Below are 19554 nucleotides of genomic sequence, written 5' to 3'. Positions count from 1 at the left end.
GCTGCTTATCGGCATGCGGGAATTCGGTAGACGACCGCTTTGTACTTCGGCCTCTCGCAGTGCTCCACGACAACGCCGCCCAGCGACTCGGCAATACGCCGGCTGGGCAGGTTCTGTTCGGCAACCGGATAGATGAAGCTTTCTATACCGAGCGTCCTGGTTGCCCGGCAACGCGATGTCATGGACTCTATGGCGGCTTCGTCGACGCTTCAAGTCTCAATGCTTGATCGCGACAATGACCGGCTGATAATAGCCACTGTTCTCCAGCGTCGGAATACCGACGTCGCAAACGAAAGCCATCTCGGCCTCCTCCGACTCACCGCATCCCCACCTTATTCCGGCTCATCGACGACACATCCGCGCGCCGCTCGACCACCGCCGGCGCAGTCTCGCGCATCGACAGCGCACACAGACTGGAAACGACGCCAAGCAACGAGAACATGATGGCCGGCCCCATCCAGCCGACAACGCCATAGAGACCCGTGGCGATAAACGGCAACAACCCCGCCACCACCGACGCGCCGTTATACCCCAGCGAAATCCCCGACGAGCGGACATTCGCCGGGAACTGCTCGGAGAACCAGCTCGACTCGACCGCGAAGATCGGATCGTGACTGAACAATAGCGATAGCGTCACGGCGGTAATCACCATGAGTACTGCGCCGGTATTGATCAACATGAACATCGGCAGACCGAATGCGATCGTGAATAGCGCGCCGAACAGAAACAGCGGACGTCGTCCGAGGCGATCGCTCAATGCGCCATATAAAAGATGACTACCGAGCCCGAGTGCGGAGCCGATCATCGTGCCCCACAACACATTCTCTTTCGCGGACACATGCGCAAGCATCACGTACGACAGCATGAAACTCGTGGTGATGTAATAGCCACCCGTCTCCGCCATCCGCAAGCCGATGATCTTCAGGATCATCCGCCAGTCGTTGCGGATGACCTGCAATGCCGGCTGCCGCACGATCGTATCGCTTGCCTTGATCGCCTCGAATGCCGGCGACTCCTTCACGCTCAACCGAATGAAGATGCCGATGGCTACCATCACGAACGACACCAGAAACGGCGCGCGCCACACCCAGTTGCCTTCGAACAGATTCGACGACAACAGGAACGCGCCATTCGCCAGCAGCAGCCCCAACGGAATGCCCACCTGCGGCACCGCGCCGAAAAAACCGCGCCGTTTAGCCGGCGCATGCTCGCATGCCATCAGCACCGCGCCGCCCCACTCCGCACCGAAGCCGATGCCCTGCACCATGCGCAGCAGGATCAGCAGCACCGGCGCGAGCACGCCGACCTGATCATACGTAGGCAATGCGCCGATCAAAACCGTCGCGGCACCCATCGCGAGCAACGACCAGAACAACACCGTCTTGCGGCCCAGGCGGTCACCGTAATGCCCCGCCAGATAGCCGCCGAATGGCCGCATCAGAAAGCCCACGGCCAGCGTCGCGAAGGCCGCGAGAATGCCGACGATCGGCTCGTTCGTGTGAAAGAATATCTTGCCGAACCAGCCGGCGGCGGCGGTGCCGTAAATGAAGAAATCGTAGCTCTCCACCGCCGAGCCGATCATCGAGGCAAAAGACACCTTGACTGGATTGTCTTTCGCGGGAAGTGTCGCGGATGAAGTACTCATGCTGTTGTCTCCGAATCGTTCTAATCGATGAATATCAACGCCAGGTTTCGATGACCCGGCTGTCGTCGCGCAGTCCGAGTCCGGCATCGGCGGCCTGCTGGTATCGCTCGTGCGCGATCCTCAGTAGCGGCACGTCCGCGCCGCATTGGGAAGCCGCCGCATTCACGAGCCCGCTGTCCTTCACGAAGATGTTGATCGCGCTCGTGACCTCGACGTCGTTGCCGGCCACCATGCGCGGCCCGCGATCCGACAGCATCCACGAGCCGGCCGCGCCGGTTTCGATCAGCTTGAGCACCGCAGCCGGATCGAGCCCGAGCGACGCGGCAAGGTTCAACGCTTCGGCGGCGGCCACGATGTGCACCGAGCACAGATGCTGGTTCACGACCTTGATGCTCTGACCGTCGCCGAGTTGACGGCCCGTCACGCGTACGTTGCCCATCGCATTCAGCACCGGTGATACGCGGTCCACGTCCGCCTGTTCCCCGGCGGCGAAAATCACCAGTTGCCCGGTCTTCGCCCGCGCGACGCCACCCGTTACCGGCGCATCGACCACGTGCGCGCCGGCCGCGCGCAGACGCTCGCCCTGCTCGCGCACGCTTGCGGGGCCGACCGTCGACATGACGATCCATGTCTGTCCCTCGACGATGCCGCCGACAGCTTCGTCGACGAGTGTCGCCAGATGCTCCGGCGTCGCCACCATCACCACGACGATTTCGGCGGCGGGCGCCGCGCCGATCGCGTCGACCGCATCGATGCCGCTCATCTGCGCGTTTTCTCGCGCGCGGCCGAAGACATCCACGCCGGTCACCGCATGCCCCGCCTGCTGGATGCGCAACGCCATCGGCAAACCGATCGCGCCCACGCCTACGAAAGTCACCTTCATCGCGATCTCCTTACGCCAGCCATTGTTTGATGCTGCCCACCAGCGACGACGTCGAAATGCCGTAACGGTCGTGCAGCGTCGGCAAGGCGCCCGCCGCGAGATACGCGTCGGGTAGCGCGATCTGGCGGAACACCGGCTGCACGCGCGCGCGCATCAACGCCGTGGCAACGGCTTCGCCCAATCCGCCGACACAACTGTGATTCTCCGCGACGATCACCAGCCGCCCCGTGCGACGGCATGCTTCGACGATGGTCGCTTCGTCGAGCGGCTTGATGGTCGGCACGTGCAGCACCGCGACGTCGGCGGCGCCGTCGCCGAGCGCCTGCGCGGCTTCGAGCGCGCGCATCGTCATGATCCCGGACGAGATGATCAGTACATCCCGGCCGTCGCGCAGCAACTTTGCCTTGCCGAGTTCGAACCGATAGTCGTACTCGTCGAGCACCAGCGGCACCTTGCCGCGCAGCAGACGCATATACACGGGACCATCGTGCGCGGCGATCGCGGCAACCGCCTGTTCGGTATCGAGCGCATCGCATGGATCGACGATCGTCAGGCCGGGGATGCCGCGCATCAGCGCGATGTCCTCGGTTGCCTGGTGACTCGGCCCGTAGCCCGTCGTCAAACCCGGCAACGCGGCGCAGATCTTCACGTTGAGGTTTTCCTCGGCGATCACCTGGTGAATGAAATCGTACGCGCGGCGCGTGGCGAACACGGCATAGGTGGTGGCGAACGGAATGAAGCCTTCCTTCGCCATGCCGCCGGCCGCGCCCATCAGCAACTGTTCGGCCATGCCCATCTGGAAATGGCGCTCGGGATACTCGTTCGCGAAGATATGCAGGTCGGTGTACTTCGACAGATCCGCCGTCATGCCGACGATGTTCGGCCGCTTCGCCGCTTCCGCGACGAGAGCATGACCGAACGGCGCGGCGGTGGTGCGTTGGCCTTCCGCGGCAATCGACGCGATCATCGCCGAGGTCGTCAGGCGCGGTTTGTTGATGACGGCGCTCATGCGTGGTCTCCTGCGGCCGGTTGTGCGGCGTCGAGTACGGCGATGGCCTGCTGCCATTCTTCCGGATCGACGCGAATGAAGTGGTTTTTCTCGCGTTGTTCGAGGAACGGTACGCCCTTGCCCATCAGCGTATCGAACAGGATCACGCGCGGCACGGGTTCACCGACGACGCGCGCCTGATCGAACGCCGCGACCACGGCCGCGAGATCGTTGCCGTCGACACGCTGCACGTGCCAGCCGAACGCGCGCCATTTATCGGCGAGCGGTTCGAAACCGAGAATGCGTTGCGACGGACCGTCGGCCTGCTGCTGGTTCACGTCCACCAGCACGATCAGATTGCCGAGCCCATGATGCGCCGCCGACATCGCCGCTTCCCATGTCGCGCCTTCGTCGAGTTCGCCGTCCGACATCGAGTTGATCACCCATGCCGGGTTGCGCTTCTGCCGCAGACCGAGTGCCATGCCGACCGCGATGCTGAGCCCCTGGCCGAGCGAGCCGCCCGACATTTCCATGCCGGGGGTGTAGCTCGCCATGCCGGACATCGGCAGGCGGCTGTCGTCGGAGCCGTAGGTTTCCAGTTCCGCCTCGGGAATCACGCCCGCCTCGATCAGTGCCGCGTACAAAGCAATCGCGTAATGGCCGTGCGACAGCAGAAACCGGTCGCGACCTTCCCATTCGGGTTCGTCGGGGCGCAGGTTCATCGCGTGGCAGAACGCGACGGCGAGCACGTCGGCGAGGCCAAGCGCCTGGCCGATATAGCCCTGACCCTGTACTTCGCCCATGCGCAGCGCGAAGCGACGGATACGGTAAGCGTGGTGCGCGAGATCGGCGTGAATGCCGGGGGCCGCGGCAACGTCCTGCCGGCGCGTGTCGGTGATGGTGGTCATGTCTCCGTCCTGAATGTCTTTCCGAAATGCGTTGAGGCTGCATCAGTCTGTCGGCGAGCCGGCCCGAACAGATGTTTTCCATTCATCAGTTTCAAGCCAGTTCGACGCAGAGCCAGCGTATCATTGGCCAAATCCTGCCGACAAAAGAAAAGATTGCACCTATTCATGAATGGATTTCACGCATGAAGCCCACCCGCAAACTTCCGCTACCATTCCTGCGCGTTTTCGAAGCCGCCGGCCGCACTGCGTCGTTCGCGAACGCGGCGCAGGAACTCGATCTGTCGCCGAGCGCCGTCAGTCATTCCATCCGCAAGCTCGAGGAAACCGTCGCGCTGCGTCTGTTCCAGCGCAGCACGCGTGAAGTCAAACTGACGCGCGAAGGCGCGATCCTGCTCGAACACGTGCAGCGCGGCATGGAGGAAATGCGCCGTGGCCTCGCGCTCGTGACGACCGACACGCCCAGTCCGTTGCGCCTGCACACCGCGCCGAGTTTCGCGACGCAATGGCTATTGCCGCGACTCGCGAGTTTCGTCAGGGAAAATCCCAGGATCGATCTGCGTTTCTCGGCGAGCACGGATTACGCCCATTTCGAGGACGACGACTTCGATCTCGACATCGTGTACGGCGAGCCGAAGCCGTCGCCGTACGAAAAGATTCCACTCGCGCTCGAGAAGCTGACGCCGCTTTGCACACCCGAGCTCGCGCGACACATCCGGCGCCCGGAGGATCTTTACGAACACACGCTGATTCAGTGCGACGTTCAGCTGTTTCAGTGGAAGGGCTGGTTCGAAGCCAACAATCTGACGCCGCCGAATCAATACGGCCTGCGTTTCGACCGCAGTTCGATGGCGATCGCAGCCGCCGTGGATGGACTCGGCGTCGTGCTCGAATCGACCTTGCTCGCCGAACGTGAGCTGCAACGCGGCACCTTGATGTGTCCACTAATCGGCAGTACGCGGGAAGTGCCGTACGTGGGCCACTATCTGGTGTATCCGAAGCGGCTTCACCATCATCAGGCCTTCGATACGTTCAAGAGCTGGCTATTGACGGAACTCGGCATCGAGCAATCGAGCGCGGAAAAGAACGACGAAGGCGATGAAAAGTGAGTACCCGATGCACAACGCACATGCATTAAGCATTAGATAAATTGACCGGCGCCTTCTGACAAGGATCGTACTTTTATGAAGCATGCAATCTACTTGCTTTAGATTGCGGACTGCTTTATCGTGAGCCGCATTGCGCGAACAAGAAGCAAAATACCCGGCAATCCGCTTGCACCACGGCAACGTGAAACACTGAATACATTCATCAACGCACGGAACAGTGCGAGGTACGAGGTCGCCTTTTGCATCCTTAAAAATCCTCGCGAACGCTAGTCGTTTTTCATTAATCGAGCTTTTAATCCAGCTCTTTTGAAAGTCATCGACCCATGCAAAGCAGCTACAACCTGGGGCTGGTCGCCTTCTCTCTGGTCGTCGCGACACTCGCGTCCTACACGGCACTCGACCTTGCCGACCGCATCTCCCTACTCGCTTACGCGCGAACGCGGCAGATGTGGCTGGCAGGCGGCGCATTGGCGATGGGCATCGGCATCTGGTCGATGCATTTCATCGGCATGCTGTCGTTCTCGTTGAACATTCCCATTGGCTACGACTTTGCAATTACGGGTTATTCGCTCGTCATTGCCGTACTCGTTTCCTGGTTCGCGCTGCACGTCGTGACGCTCGACCGGCTGAAAATTTCCGGCTTGCTGGCCGGCGGCACGCTGATGGGACTCGGCATTTCCGGCATGCATTACGTCGGCATGGCCGCAATGTTGATGAAGCCCGCCATTCAGTACGACACCACGATCTTCGCGGCGTCGATCGTGATTGCGATTGCCGCTTCCACGGCGGCGCTGTGGCTCGCCAACACGCTTCGTCTTGCCGGCCCCAATCACCTGATGCGCAAGCGGGTCGGCGCGGCCTGCGTCATGGGCGTGGCGATTGCCGGCATGCACTACACCGGCATGGCCGCGGCGGATTTCCCGGTCGGTTCGATTTGCGGCGCGGCGGGCGGAATCAAACCGCAATGGCTCGCCATGGCAGTCATTCCGTTTTCCATCGCGATTCTGGTCGTGACGCTGCTGCTGAGCCGGCTCGACGCGAGAGCGGCGTTTCTATCGAATTCGATTACTCGACTCAACGAGCAGATCGACCGGATTCAAGGGCCCGCGCGGTGAACGCGATGTTCTCTCGCTGCATGAGGAGAGAACTTTAAAGTACATCGCTTCATTCGCTCACGATCGATCGGCGGGCCGCCGTCATGGCTCCAAAAATACCATTCCCGGTGGGTCTACAAATCACGTCCCGTTTTTTCTATCGTGTGAGCCCTTTCGATCACGCAACAGGAAGTGCCGTCATGTCCGTTCCCGAAGCCGCGCCGCCCACCGAGCGCAGCCGCATCCGCCGTCTCGCGCAACGCGGCCACTACGACCGCGCCACGCTGCATGCCATTCTCGACGCAGCCTATGTGTGCCACGTGGCCTTCGCCGACGAGCACGGCGTCCACTGCATTCCCACCGCTTGCTGGCGCGAGGGCGAGCATCTGTACATTCACGGCTCCAACGGCAGTCGCATGCTGAAGCTGGCGGCAAGCGGCGCGCAGGTCTGCGTGACGATCACGCATCTCGACGGCCTGGTGCTCGCGCGCTCGGCATTCAATCATTCGATGAACTACCGCTCCGCTGTGATTTACGGCGTGTTTGAAGTGGTCGCCGCGGAGTTCAAATCAGCGGCGCTCGACGCGCTGATGGAACACATTGCGCCGGGCCGTTCGAGCGAGGCGCGCCCTGGCGACGCGAACGAACTCGCGGCCACGACGATCCTGCGTATTGCGCTGGACGAGGCCGCGTCGAAAGTCAGCGATGGCGGTCCCGAGGACGATGAAGCCGATCTGCCTCTCCCGGTATGGGCCGGCGTGCTGCCGATGGCGCTGCAACCACGCACGCCCATTGTCGCGGCCGCGCCGCGCGGAACACCGGCCTATGTGCAGCGTTGGCAGGACGCCGTGAACGGCGGCACGGCGGTGGAAGCGGTTCACGCTGTGACAGCGGCAACGTAAGCGGCAACGTAAGCGGCAGCGCCCCCATAGCGGCTAACGGCACGGCACGCGGACTTCCGCCCGTGCCGTTTTTTGTCGCCGCCATTTGCACGATTTTTCTTGTTATTGCACGAATATGCACGATATCATGCAAGCCAGCATTGCAACGCTTGTACGATCGATTCATCACCCAAGGAGCGACCTACGCCATGAACCCGCAACTGATTCTCATCGCCGGGCCTTATCGAAGCGGCACGCAAGGCGATCCCGCGCGCATCGCGCGCAATCTCGAACGACTGGAACAAGCAGCGCTACAGGTTTATCAGCGCGGCCACATGCCGCTGATCGGCGAGTGGGTCGCCTTGCCGCTGGCCGCGGTGGCCGGCTCGACAGCGCTCGGCGATGCGATCAGCGAATCGTTTCTGTACCCGGTGGCGAGTCGCCTGATCGATCAATGCGATGCGGTCTTTCGTATCGAGGGTGAATCGAAGGGAGCGGATGAAGACGAGCGCCTCGCGCGTCAGCAACAGAAACCGGTGTACCGGAGTCTCGACGAGTTGCCCGCAATCCAGTTGTCCGCGCAACCGATCTGAATGCGGCGGGAAGAGTGGAATTTGAGCACGTCTTGACGTCGCTTCCATATCAACCCGCATTCAGCAAGTATCGCGTGATCAACCGCAGAAAGATGCGTGTGCTCACGTGAGCTATCCAGGCGGTCATAAAGCCGTATCACCACATCCGCGCTCCACGCCGCGCCAGAACTCATCCGCTTCCTTACTGAGCGACGTCCCGCCGCCACCGACCTTTGCCGTCGCGTTCGCGGCGGTCTGTACCATCACCAGTTTTCGCTCGGGGTCGATGAAGATCATTTGTCCATAAACGCCGAGCATTGCGAAGCGGCGCTTCTCGCCGGGAAAGAGCCAGAACTGATAGCCGTAACCATAATACGGCGACGCGTGATGCGGCTGAAACGCTTCAGGCTGCCGATGCCAGTCGGTTGCATCGAGCAGATAATCGCGCGGCACGATCTGCGTGTGTTGCGGGTCATCCGGGCGCACGCCGTCGTTGGCCAGTACCACGGCGAGCCGCGCATAGTCCGCGAGCGTCGCATTGAAGCCACCGCTCGCGCGTTCCTGGCCGAAGCGGTCGGCGCGCCATAGCGCCGCATCGGCGGCGCCGATGGGTTGCCATAACCGCGATGCCAGGTAATCGCTCAGGTTCATGCCGGTCGCGCCGCGCAGCACGAGTCCGAGCATGTCGGTCTGCGCGCTTGCGTAGTTGAACTGCGCGCCTTGCGGCACGGCGCGTTCGGTGACGGTGCGCGCGGCGGCCTGCAAGCCTTCGCGTGTGGCGACTTTGCCGAAATGCGCAGCGTCGTCGGCACCGTTGTAGATCTCGGTGAATTTTGCGCCGGACGACATATGCAGCAGATTGCGGATCGTGGTTTCGCCGTATAGCGTGCCGGTGAGTTCAGGCGCGTAGACATCGGCCCGATCGTCCAGTGAATGAATCTTGCCTTCACGCAGCGCAATGCCGATCCCCAGCGACGTGATCGACTTGACCATCGAATTGGATAGAAAGCGGTCGGTGGGTTTGCGGTCGTATTGATAGCGCTCGACCTGGATCACGCCGTCCTTCACGATCATCAGACCCATGATGCGGTGACGCGCGAGGTAGTCGTCGACTGTCAGGTTATGTGCATCGACGCTATTCCAGCACACAGGTCGTTCCTTTTCGGCTCTGGGTAATGGCATCGGCTCGCTGCTCGGCGCAAGGCGATGTGAATCGCCGCCAAAGACATGCGGAATCTCGCCTTGATGACTGAACGAGCCGACGCGTACCGATTCGTCGTAGAACCAGTTCTCGGCATTGCCTATTGGATAACCTGACGCCTTGCCGAGTTGGTCTTCGTCGGGGGCGGCGAACGATGGGCTCGTCGTAGTACATAAGACTGAAATAACCGAACCGAGCAGGAGAAGTCTGGTGATGTCCATGAGTGGCAATCGGCCGTTCAGATTTGCGCATTGTAGAGAAGCTCGCGCGCATTTCGCGCGAGATGAAATTGAGCTTTACAACTTCAGTGCGCGATAACTCTTTCTACTCGCCAGCGCATTAGGCCCCGCCTCCTAAACGAGTCATTCCCATATCTATTACGAAGTATTACACTCGCCGTCGGCCAAATGGCAGACCAATAACGGAGAAGAAATGAAAGGGCTAATTACAGCTGCAGCAGCAGCGGCAGTTCTTCTGGCGGGGTGTGGTGGCGGCGGTGGTGGTGACGGGGATGGAAAAGCGAGCGCCAGCACACCGGTGACAACACCGACCGCTGCTGGAGAGTACAACGGAGTTACTTCCGACAATCGGGTAGTGGACACGATCGTCCTCGATACCGGCGCGGTCTATGTTCAGTATGGTGCGGTTGGGCAGCCCAATGTCTATGGAGGCTTTGTCGTCGGGACAACCCAGTCGAGCGCCGGGGCACTGAGCGGCGGTTCCGGGATCGACTACAACCTGCTGGGACAGGGCACGAACGCTGTCACGGTGACAGGCACCTATTCGGCAAAGCAGTCGTTAGATGCCGCTGTCACCTACGGCAACGGTACGAAGATCACGACCCATCAGACCTACCAGACGAACTTCGATCAGACACCGTCGTTGCCGTCGATTGCAGGTACGTATCGCGGAACCATGCTGCTCTCTCAAGGCGGGGACGCCTCCACTTTCACCATCGATTCCGCGGGCAAGGTGACAGGTTCCGCGACAAGCGGTTGCACGTTTACCGGCACGGTTGCTCCGCATGCACAAGGCAACGTCTTCGACATGTCGGTGCAGTTCGGAACGACCGCTTGCGCGTACCCTGGTCAGACCGCCACGGGCATCGTCATGCTCTGGTCGTCCACTGTGGTCCATGCGATGCTGCAGACACCGTCGAAGGTTGGCGTGGCGCTTATCGCGAAGCAATCTTAAAGGCGCGGCGACGGTCGAGGCAGTTGCGGGGTGGTTGACTTAACGGATATCTCTGCATTCGACATGGCGCCGGCCGGGACTCGTCATCGCGGATCGCCAGAACTTCTGTACTTCTCCTGCACCGCTCGTTCATTCGAGCAGCCGCCAGCCGGCCATCCTCCCCACACCCTGTATGATTGCGGGTTCCGCGGCGATAGCCGCGCGCCACGACATCATTCATTCAAACCGGAGGAAGACCGCCATGACGGCCGCCACGCAATTCGACCAAGTTTCCGTTATCAAACGTGCCAATGTGTACTTCGACGGCAAATGCGTCTCGCACACCGTGCTGTTCGCCGACGGTTCGCGCAAGACGCTCGGCGTCATTCTGCCGGGCGCGCTGAACTTCGGCACGGACGCGCCGGAACTCATGGAAGTGCAAGCCGGCCAGTGCCGTATCCGTCTGGAAGGCAGCGACGCATGGCAGACCTACAGCGCCGGCGAGTCGTTCTCGGTGCCAGGCAAGAGCCGTTTCGATATCGATGTGGTCGAAACGCTCGACTACGTGTGCAGCTATCTGTAAGCGTTCCGCCAGATGGGCGCGGCGCGCCCATCCAGACACCCGCATCCAGTAAGCGCGCGGCGGCTAGCCCGCCGCCGCTTCCACCATCAGCCAGTCGCGAAACGCAACCAGCTTCGGCAACGTCTCGCACTCCGGCCGATACACGACGTAGTACGCCAGCGCCGAGTCGAACGTCACCTCGGGAAACAAACGCACCAACCGCCCCGCCGTCAGATCGTCGCGCGCCATCACACTACGCGCCAACGCGACGCCGTGCCCATCGATCGCGGCCTGCAACACCGCGGCCGAGTTATTGATCCGCAACCCCCGTTTCGTCGCCACGCCGCTTACGCCAGCCGCGTCGAGCCACGCATCCCACGTCGCGAACTCCGCGTGCGTTTCCACCGACTGATCGTGAATCAGCGTCTGCCCGGCAAGATCGGCTGGCTTGCGCAGGCGGCGTTTGTTTTGCAGCAGCAACGGCGAGCAGACGGGATACAGTTCTTCCTCCATCAGCCGCTCGGCCATCAGCCCCGGCCACGCACCCGTGCCATAGCGCACGCCGATATCGATGCCCTGCGCGACGAAGTCGAGTAGCTTCAGACTCGTGTCGAGCCGCACATCCGTGTCCGGCCACGCCGCCTGAAAACGGTCGATACGCGGCAATAGCCATTTCGCCGCAAATGCCGGACTCACGGTGACGGTCAGCACGCCGTTCGCCGCGCCCTCCTTCAACCGCGCCAGCCCCAGATTCAGCCGGTCAAAACCCGCGCGAATATCGGGCAACGCGCGTTGCGCCGCTTCGGTGGGCGCGAGCCGTGCACGCCCACTATTGCCGCGATGAAACAACGGCGTGCCAAGCCATTCCTCGAGACTGCGTACCAGTTGGCCGATGGCCGCGGGCGTCACATTGAGTTCCTCCGCCGCCGCGGAAAAACTCTGATGCCGCGCACTTGCCTCGAACGCACGTAGCGCATTCAGGTAGACGGGTGTCTTCATCATTGAAAGATTTTGTTTATCGATAGCGAAGAATATCTCATTTGCCGGTCACGCCGGGTCTACCAATAATAGCTCTGCGATCTGAACGAAATTTCCCGGATATGGCGCCGACGAGCCATGCTCGAAACGCCATCCGGTTTCCTGTCACGGAGAATCATCATGAATAGTTTTTCTTCCAAGGTAGCGATCATCACCGGCGGCGGTTCCGGCATCGGCAAGGAAGTGGCGCGCCGTCTCGTCGAAGCGGGCGCATCGGTCGTGATCGGCGGGCGCGACGCGAACAAGCTCGCCCAGGCGGCCCACGACATCGATCCCAGCGGCGCGCGCGTGCGCACGCTGGCGGGCGACATCGCCCTTCCCGCCACCGCTGACGCGCTGGTCGATCTCGCGACGCAGGCGTTCGGCGGCGTCGACATTCTGATCAACAACGCGGGCGTGTTCCGCCCGAAGCCGTTCGTCGAGGTCGACGAAGCGGAGTACGACTGGTTCCTCGACACCATCCTGAAGGGCAAATTCTTCATGGCGCAGGCAGCCGCGCGTGCGATGAAACTGCGGGGCGGCGGCGCGATCGTGCAGACCGGTTCGTTGTGGGCCCTGCAGGCGATCGGCGCGACGCCGTCTGCTGCCTATTCCGTCGCCAACGCGGGCGTTCATGCGTTGACCCGCAACCTCGCCATCGAACTCGCGCCGGCCAATATCCGCATCAACACCGTGGCGCCCGCCGTCGTCGAAACACCGGTCTACAACACCTTCATGAGCGACGAGCAGGTGAAGGACACGCTGCCGTCGTTCAACGCGTTTCATCCGCTCGGCCGCAACGGTCAGCCCGCGGATGTCGCCGAGGCAATCCTGTTTCTCGCGTCGCCGCAGGCCTCGTGGATCACCGGCACGGTGCTGCCGGTGGACGGCGGCGTGATGGCCGGCCGCCACGCCTGATTACCCATACCGTTCCTACTCGAAGAGGTTTGCCATGATGCAAGACTGGAATGCTTACCGCGACGCCCTGCTGGGCCGCGTCGCCGAATACGCGAAGCTGAGCCCCGACGTGATGCGCGGGCTGCAAACGATGGACGGCGGCGCGGTGAAGACCGGCCAGCTCGAACCGAAGATCCACGAGTTGATCGCCCTCGCGGTGGCCGTGACGACGCGCTGCGATGGCTGCATCGCCGTGCACACGAAGGCTGCGGTTCAGCACGGCGCGACGCGCGAGGAAATCGCGGAAGCGCTGGGCGTCGCGATTTCGCTGAACGCCGGCGCGGCGCTGACGTATTCGGCGCGCGTGCTCGATGCGCACGCGGCGTTGCCGGGCCAGTAACGCTCGACCCGTCAGCCGGGGCCAGCATGTCGCGCGGCCCCGGCTGACAAAGACGCCCGTCTGTGTGGTGCCGGCACGTCGTCGAGTCGTTGCGCCTGCAACAACCCGCCAGCGTCTTTTCGTTCCACCCTCCTTCTGGCGATACCGCCCATACCGTCATGCTCGTCAATCCGGATTTCTCGCTGCGTGCGGTCGTCACGCCGGATCAACATCGCTGGGTCGCGTCGCCGCAATCCGGCGTCGAACGCGTGCTGCTCGACCGGCTCGGCGGCGAACAGGCGCGCGCGACGAGCCTCGTGCGCTATGCCAAGGGCTCCAGCTTTCCCGAACACGTACACGCGCAGGGCGAGGAAATTCTGGTGCTGGACGGCACCTTCTCCGAATGCGGTCACGACTATCCGGCGGGGTGGTATCTGCGCAATCCACCAGGTTCGTCGCATTGCCCGTCGAGCGAAAACGGCGCGACGCTGTTCGTCAAACTGCGCCAGATGTCTCACGAAGAACGTGAGGTCGTTCGCATCGATACGCGCGATCCATCGCGCTGGCTCGCACGCGAGGGGCGCGATGTCTGTGCGCTCTTTCGCGACGAAACCGAAACGGTGTGGCTTGAACGCGTTGCGCCGAACGGACGAATTGACAGATCGCTTGATGACACGTTTTTGGAAGGCGGTGCGGAGGTACTGCTGCTGGAAGGTACGCTGCACGACCGCGACAGCCAACGCCACTGTGACGATGTCTATCTTGAGGGCAGTTGGATACGCACGCCGCCGAGTCACCGGCCCACTTTTATCGCAGGCGACGAAGGCGCCACGGTCTACATCAAAACGGGCCATTTAGGCGCCGTGGCCGCGCAGGAGACACGTCGATGAAGACAGCGCAAATCGTAATTATCGGCGGTGGCCTGAGCGGTCTTTACGCTGCGATGCTGCTTGAACGGCAACGCATCGACTACGTGCTACTCGAAGCACGCGACACGTTCGGCGGACGGATCGTCTCTACGCCGCCCTACGCCGGGACATGCACGGGCAGCGACTTAGATCGCTTCGATCTGGGCGCCACCTGGTTCTGGCTCACGCTTCAACCGCAATTGAGTCGCCTCATCGACGAACTCGGTCTCGACACGTTCGAGCAACCGGAAACCGGTGACATGCTGATCGAACGGTCCGCGCACGAAACGCCGACCCGGGTGCGCGGCTATCCGTCGTCGCCGGCCGCGATGCGGATAGCCGGCGGCATGGGCGCACTCGTCGATGCGGTACAACGGCAACTCGACCCAGCCCGCGTGCTTGCCGGCCGCCGCGTCACGCAACTCACGCAACTCACGAACAGCGGTCCGCACGTCGACGTACACACCCTCGACGAAACTGGCGCCCCAGCCTCGTATCGCGCGTCTCACGTTCTGCTCGCCATGCCGCCGCGCGTCGCCGCATCGACGCTCACGTTTTCACCACCGCTACCGGAAGCGATGACACGCGAATGGACCAGCACCGGCACATGGATGGCCCCACACGCCAAATACGTCGCGATCTACAGCGAGCCGTTCTGGCGCGGCGACGGATTATCCGGCGAGGCACGCAGCGCGGCCGGCCCGCTTGCCGAGATCCACGACGCGTCGGCGCCGCGCGGCCATGCCGCGTTGTTCGGTTTCCTCGGCATTCCGGCTCACGTTCGCGACAGGATTCCCGACAACAGTCTGCGCGCGCATTGCCGCGCGCAACTTGTCCGCCTGTTCGGCGCATCCGCCGCCGAACCGGTGACGGAGCTTCTGAAGGATTGGGCTAAGGACCCTCTCACCGCGACCGCCGCGGACCGAACGGGGGCCGATCACCCCATTGCCCCTCACCCCATGCCCGCCGACGGCGCGTGGGCCGGCCGGCTCATCGCAATCGCCAGCGAATGGTCGCCGCGCTACGCGGGCTATGCAGCGGGCGCGCTGGACGCCGCGAGTCTCGGCGTGACCACGTTGCTGCAACGGCTAGACAAAGCCAGATAAACCAGCAAAACCACGACTACCGTCCCATCGATTCGACAAGGAGCGACACCATGAAACTGTCCGGCAAAACCGCGCTGATTACCGGCGGCACCAGCGGCATCGGTCTGGCGACCGCCGCGTTGTTCGCACGCGAAGGCGCGCGCGTGATCATCACCGGGCGCGACACGGCGGCTCTCGACGCCGCGCGCGTGCAGCTGGACTACGCTGCGCTGGCGTTACGCGCGGACGTGAGATCGAGCGCCGACATGCAGCACGTCCGGCAACGCATCGTCGATGAATTCGGCGGCCTCGATATTTTCTTCGCCAACGCGGGCGTCGCCTTCTCCACGCCGCTCGCGACGACCGACGAGGCTCGCTACGCCGAACTGATGGACATCAACGTGAAGGGCGTGTTCTTCTCGATGCAGGCCGTCGCGCCGATTCTGCGCGACGGCGCGTCGGTGATCCTGAACACGTCGTGGCTTAACGAGGTGGGCACGGCCGGTTTATCGTTACTGTCCGCATCGAAAGCCGCGGTGCGTTCGCTCGCCCGCACGTGGTCGAGCGAACTGCTCGAACGCCGGATTCGCGTGAACGCGGTCAGCCCCGGCGCAATCGATACGCCGATCCACGCACGCGGCGGCGCGGCGGCGGATCAGGTGGACGCGGCCAAACAGCGCATCGCGTCGCGCATTCCCGTGGGTCATCTGGGTAACGCCGACGACATCGCGCAGGCCGCCCTGTTCCTCGCGAGCGATGCATCGCGCTACATGCTCGGCGCGGAACTGGTGGTCGACGGCGGGTTCGGGCAAATCTGACGTGTGCGAGGCGAGCCGGCCGGCGCCCGCTCACGACGCCAACGGTACAACCGGTGCATCATGCCGCCGCAACGTGCGATACAGCATCCACGTGGCGGCGGAACCCATGCCGATCGTCATCGACCACGCGACGCCCGTCACGCCCCAGTAGTGCGTCATGGGCGGCACGATCGCGATCAGCAGCACCATCTGGATCAACGACGCGTGCGTGACCGCCTTCGCATCGCCGACCGCGCGCAGATACGCGACGAACACCGCGATCAACGCGCCGATCGCCATGTTGATCACAAAGATCTTGAACAGCGGCACCGCCGACATCCACGCCGGTCCCAGGATCAGCGAGAACAGCGGCTCGGCGATCAGGCGCAGCACGATCACGAACAGCGTGAGGCCGCCCGCCACGATCATCAGATAAAGCCGCACACGGCGCGCCGCCGCGCGCGCATCGTGACGATGTTGCGCGGAGAAAGTCGGAAACAGGTATTGCCCCATCGCGAACGCGGCGTCGGTCAACAGCATCTGCGCGAGCTTCGACGACATCTGGTACGCGCCCAGTTGCGCCGGCCCGAGCAGCTTGCCGACGATTACCTTGTCGAACTGATTCAGCAGAAGATTGACCACGCTGCCGGCCCAGATCCAGCGGCTGAAATCGATGTAATGGCCAATGCCCGCCCACGCGAGCCGGATCGGCGGACGCGGCTTCATGGTCAGCCACGTGAGGATGGTCTTGAGTGTATCGCCGACGATCATCCCGATCAGCAGCGAATACGCGCCCGCACCGCCGAGCGCGAGCATCAAGCCCGTGCAGCAATCGACAAAGGCGGCTGCCGTCTCGATCCCCGCGATCTGCTGGAAGCCGCGATTGCGCTGCACGACGAAGTAGGCCGGCGATGCGAGCCCGCGAATCAACGGCAACGCCGCCGCCAGCTGCAACAGCATCAGCGCGTTGCCGAGATGGAATTGCCGGTTCATCACCGGCGCCAACGCGATCAGCAATAGCGCGACAATCACGCCGCGCGTGGTCAGCGTGGTCCACACCGCGCCGAGCTCCGGATGCGTGGGCGTCTCGCGTCCCTGGATGACTGCCTGCGCCAGCCCCGTGTCGGACAGCGATTCCGCGATCGCGACCGCGAGCAGCGCGATGCTGACGCTGCCGATCGCCGACGGTCCAAGAATGCGGCCCAGCGCGAGAAACTTCACCGCCACCAGACCGCGCACGATGACCTGCTGCAACAAAACCCAGGTGGGCGCACTCGGCCCGAGGCCTCCTCGCATCGAGAAAGCCGCAACCCTGATCGTTCTCACTATCTCCCCTCCCTGGTCGCTGGTCCCCGGATGGCGTACGGCTAGCGATCAGGGCGGATGCGGCGTCGACCGAATTTGCGTCATCTTTAAGGGTTGCTCTGTGCGGCAGTTAACGTGGAATGACAGAATTGTGTTAACCATGACGCGCCGAAACGCCGGGTGCAAGCGTCAAGGAGGGTGAGAACAGCCCGCCGCCGTGCTGGCATTGGGCCGGGGTTTTACCCTTAGTGAGATTCCCTGGTGATACGAAACGAACTGCTTTCTCGCTACGCCGTTCGCGATCGATCGTGCGTCTGCGGCGAGCGCAGATAGCTGGCGAGTCGCAACAGCATCGCGTCGCAACCGGCGAGTTGGTCGAGCGTCACGTATTCGTCAGGCTTGTGCCCCTGGTCCATGCTGCCCGGCCCGCACACCACGGTCGGCATGCCAGCCTGTTCGAACAGGCCACCCTCCGTACCGAACGCGACCGTGCCGAACGCGCTCGAACCGCTCAACCACGCCAGCAGGCGCGCGGCTTCGCTTTCGGGCGCGGTTGCGAGGCCCGGGTAAGCGCTCAGCGGTTGCAGGCGAACGTCGGTGTCGGTCTGTACCGCGCGCATGGCCGGCAGCAGTTCGGCCTGCGCATATCCGTGCAATTCATCGGCGACCGTTTGCGCGTCGAAGTCCGGCAACGCGCGCACCTCGAAATCGAACTCGCATTCCGCCGGCACGATGTTCAACGCGCGGCCACCCTTGATCACACCGGTCTGCACCGTCGAAAACGGCGGATCGAAACGCGTGTCGTGGCGATCGGCATGCGCCAGTTGCTTGCCGATCTCGCCGAGCTTGCCGATCAGCCGCGCCGCGTACTCGATCGCGTTCACGCCGTAAGGCGCGTACGCCGAGTGACAGGCCGCGCCCTTCACATGACAACGCATCGCGAGTTTGCCTTTGTGGCCGAGCACCGGCTTCAGTCCGGTCGGCTCGCCGATCAGACACAGACGCGGCTTGTGCGGACGTTGCGATAGTTGCGCGAGCATCGGTCGCACGCCGAGACAGCCTACTTCTTCGTCATACGAAAAGGCGAGATGGACCGGTTGCGTCAGCGGTTGCGCGAGAAAATCCGGCACGGCCGCGAGGGCCGACGCGATGAATCCCTTCATGTCGGCGGTGCCGCGACCATACAGACGGCCGTCGCGTTCGGTCAGACGAAACGGGTCGACGCTCCACGCTTGACCCTCGACGGGGACGACATCCGTATGTCCCGACAGCACGATGCCGCCGCGATCGGTCGGGCCCATCGTGGCGAACAGGCTCGCCTTGGTGCGCTCCGCGTTGTAGAACAGCTCGCTCTCCACGCCGAGCGCCGCCAGGTAGTCGCGGATATAAACGATCAGTTCGAGATTCGAATCGCGGCTGACCGTCGCGAAGCCGATCAGCCGTTCGAGCAGCGCGCGGCTCGACAGCTTATTCATCGCCCGGTACTCCGTAGCCTGGCGCGACCGTCGGATTCAACGCACGCGTCAGATAGTCCTGCATCTGCGGACGATATGCCTGCCACAGCTCATCCAACTTGCCGATGGGGCCGTCGTCCGCCCAGTCGATGCGCAGGTCCACGATCGGCCAGCTCACGTCGCCCGCGATCTTGAGCGCCGCCGAATGCACCGGCCCCGCCTCACCGCCTGCCGCGATCGCCGCATGCATCGCGGCCAGCAGACGGTCGGCCAGCATGCCGTCCGCGCGCTCGAATGCCTGCACCATCGCCTCGATCACCTCGCGGCCCGCGAGCATGTTGCCTGCCGCGACACATTGCCGCCCGCTCACCGCGTGATGCACGCCGAGCGATTCCGCGCCGCTGAAAAACGCACTACGTCCATCGTTATCGATCACCGTCACCTGCCGATACGCGCGCCACGCGTCGCTGCCGAGTCCGAGTTCGAGGGCGGCCTGCGGGTCGCCGCGCGCGTCGTCTTCGAGCAGATCGAGAATGCGCGGACCAAGCGCGGGCAACGTGATATTTTGCGTCGCCACCACGCCGACGCCGGCGCGAACCCACGGACACCGTGCGCCGACCGCGATACTCGACGAGCTGATCGCGATCCCGAGCTGGCCGGTTTGCGGGCAACGTCCGACGATCGAGAATGTCATGCGCC

General features: G+C 63.0%; 20 protein-coding genes and 1 pseudogene. 11 read left to right on the top strand and 10 right to left on the bottom strand.

Annotated features, from left to right (window positions below; genetic code table 11):
* Positions 1-5: 5 nt before the first annotated feature.
* From LFL96_RS31635 to LFL96_RS31615, 5 genes and pseudogenes are all read right to left on the bottom strand, one after another.
* Positions 6-164, bottom strand: a pseudogene (locus tag LFL96_RS31635) (GNAT family N-acetyltransferase); the annotation flags it as partial.
* Between the two features lie 152 nt (positions 165-316).
* Positions 317-1645, bottom strand: coding sequence for an MFS transporter (locus LFL96_RS31630; protein WP_281001826.1), 1329 nt, complete (start codon positions 1643-1645; stop codon positions 317-319).
* 34 nt (positions 1646-1679) lie between these two features.
* Positions 1680-2534: an NAD(P)-dependent oxidoreductase gene (locus tag LFL96_RS31625; protein ID WP_348638449.1), complete on the bottom strand. Its 855-nt coding sequence runs from the start codon at positions 2532-2534 to the stop codon at positions 1680-1682.
* 4 nt (positions 2535-2538) lie between these two features.
* Positions 2539-3537, bottom strand: coding sequence for a transketolase family protein (locus LFL96_RS31620; RefSeq protein ID WP_281001824.1), 999 nt, complete (start codon positions 3535-3537; stop codon positions 2539-2541).
* Positions 3534-4424 carry a transketolase gene (locus LFL96_RS31615; RefSeq protein WP_281001823.1) on the bottom strand — a complete coding sequence of 297 codons (891 nt, stop codon included), beginning with the start codon at positions 4422-4424 and terminating at the stop codon, positions 3534-3536. Before LFL96_RS31615 ends, LFL96_RS31620 begins: the two co-directional genes overlap by 4 nt.
* Before the next feature lie 182 nt (positions 4425-4606).
* On the opposite strand from LFL96_RS31615, the gene LFL96_RS31610 reads away from it, so the two are divergent.
* From LFL96_RS31610 to LFL96_RS31595, 4 genes are all read left to right on the top strand, one after another.
* Positions 4607-5530 carry a LysR substrate-binding domain-containing protein gene (locus tag LFL96_RS31610; RefSeq protein WP_281001822.1) on the top strand — a complete coding sequence of 308 codons (924 nt, stop codon included), beginning with the start codon at positions 4607-4609 and terminating at the stop codon, positions 5528-5530.
* Positions 5531-5853: 323 nt separating this feature from the next.
* The gene (locus tag LFL96_RS31605) at positions 5854-6645 is read left to right on the top strand and encodes an MHYT domain-containing protein (protein ID WP_348638435.1); all 792 of its coding nucleotides are present in this window, start codon (positions 5854-5856) and stop codon (positions 6643-6645) included.
* Between the two features lie 179 nt (positions 6646-6824).
* Positions 6825-7526 (top strand): pyridoxamine 5'-phosphate oxidase family protein, encoded by a 702-nt coding sequence (locus tag LFL96_RS31600; RefSeq protein WP_281001821.1) that lies wholly within the window; start codon positions 6825-6827, stop codon positions 7524-7526.
* Positions 7527-7714: 188 nt separating this feature from the next.
* A complete protein-coding gene (locus LFL96_RS31595) occupies positions 7715-8098 on the top strand; it encodes a DUF4406 domain-containing protein (protein ID WP_281001820.1) in 384 nt (127 codons plus the stop codon).
* Positions 8099-8221: 123 nt separating this feature from the next.
* Here the strand turns inward: LFL96_RS31595 and LFL96_RS31590 are convergent, their stop codons facing one another.
* Positions 8222-9499 carry a serine hydrolase gene (locus tag LFL96_RS31590; protein WP_281001819.1) on the bottom strand — a complete coding sequence of 426 codons (1278 nt, stop codon included), beginning with the start codon at positions 9497-9499 and terminating at the stop codon, positions 8222-8224.
* 211 nt (positions 9500-9710) lie between these two features.
* Here LFL96_RS31590 and LFL96_RS31585 point away from each other — a divergent pair, with 211 nt between their 5' ends.
* Together LFL96_RS31585 and LFL96_RS31580 are read left to right on the top strand one after the other, a co-directional pair.
* A complete protein-coding gene (locus LFL96_RS31585; protein ID WP_281001818.1) occupies positions 9711-10472 on the top strand; it encodes a hypothetical protein in 762 nt (253 codons plus the stop codon).
* Between the two features lie 241 nt (positions 10473-10713).
* Positions 10714-11034, top strand: coding sequence for a pyrimidine/purine nucleoside phosphorylase (locus LFL96_RS31580; RefSeq protein ID WP_281001817.1), 321 nt, complete (start codon positions 10714-10716; stop codon positions 11032-11034).
* A gap of 63 nt (positions 11035-11097) precedes the next feature.
* Here the strand turns inward: LFL96_RS31580 and gcvA are convergent, their stop codons facing one another.
* A complete protein-coding gene (gene gcvA, locus LFL96_RS31575) occupies positions 11098-12012 on the bottom strand; it encodes a transcriptional regulator GcvA (RefSeq protein WP_281003913.1) in 915 nt (304 codons plus the stop codon).
* Positions 12013-12171: 159 nt separating this feature from the next.
* On the opposite strand from gcvA, the gene LFL96_RS31570 reads away from it, so the two are divergent.
* From LFL96_RS31570 to LFL96_RS31550, 5 genes are all read left to right on the top strand, one after another.
* On the top strand, positions 12172-12948 hold the full coding sequence (locus tag LFL96_RS31570) for an SDR family oxidoreductase (RefSeq protein WP_281001816.1): 777 nt from the start codon (positions 12172-12174) through the stop codon (positions 12946-12948).
* Between the two features lie 34 nt (positions 12949-12982).
* Positions 12983-13327 (top strand): carboxymuconolactone decarboxylase family protein, encoded by a 345-nt coding sequence (locus LFL96_RS31565; RefSeq protein WP_281001815.1) that lies wholly within the window; start codon positions 12983-12985, stop codon positions 13325-13327.
* A 158-nt stretch (positions 13328-13485) separates the two neighbouring features.
* The gene (locus tag LFL96_RS31560) at positions 13486-14196 is read left to right on the top strand and encodes a cupin domain-containing protein (protein ID WP_281003912.1); all 711 of its coding nucleotides are present in this window, start codon (positions 13486-13488) and stop codon (positions 14194-14196) included.
* A complete protein-coding gene (locus tag LFL96_RS31555; protein ID WP_281001814.1) occupies positions 14193-15320 on the top strand; it encodes an FAD-dependent oxidoreductase in 1128 nt (375 codons plus the stop codon). Before LFL96_RS31560 ends, LFL96_RS31555 begins: the two co-directional genes overlap by 4 nt.
* Positions 15321-15370: 50 nt before the next feature.
* Entirely contained in the window at positions 15371-16117 is a 747-nt protein-coding gene (locus tag LFL96_RS31550; protein WP_281001813.1) for an SDR family oxidoreductase, read from the top strand.
* A 30-nt stretch (positions 16118-16147) separates the two neighbouring features.
* Here LFL96_RS31550 and LFL96_RS31545 read toward each other — a convergent pair whose 3' ends face one another.
* The 3 genes from LFL96_RS31545 to LFL96_RS31535 form a co-directional block, all read right to left on the bottom strand.
* Positions 16148-17422, bottom strand: a complete 1275-nt coding sequence (locus LFL96_RS31545) for an oligosaccharide flippase family protein (RefSeq protein WP_281001812.1) — start codon at positions 17420-17422, stop codon at positions 16148-16150.
* A 266-nt stretch (positions 17423-17688) separates the two neighbouring features.
* Positions 17689-18876 carry an acetylornithine deacetylase gene (argE, locus tag LFL96_RS31540; protein WP_281001811.1) on the bottom strand — a complete coding sequence of 396 codons (1188 nt, stop codon included), beginning with the start codon at positions 18874-18876 and terminating at the stop codon, positions 17689-17691.
* Positions 18869-19549, bottom strand: a complete 681-nt coding sequence (locus tag LFL96_RS31535; RefSeq protein WP_281001810.1) for a DUF1028 domain-containing protein — start codon at positions 19547-19549, stop codon at positions 18869-18871. The genes argE and LFL96_RS31535 overlap by 8 nt, the downstream gene beginning before the upstream one ends.
* Positions 19550-19554: the final 5 nt, after the last annotated feature.

It is taken from the genome of Paraburkholderia sp. D15, from assembly GCF_029910215.1.
Lineage (GTDB): Bacteria > Pseudomonadota > Gammaproteobacteria > Burkholderiales > Burkholderiaceae > Paraburkholderia.
This window is presented reverse-complemented; position numbering and strand designations above follow the sequence as displayed.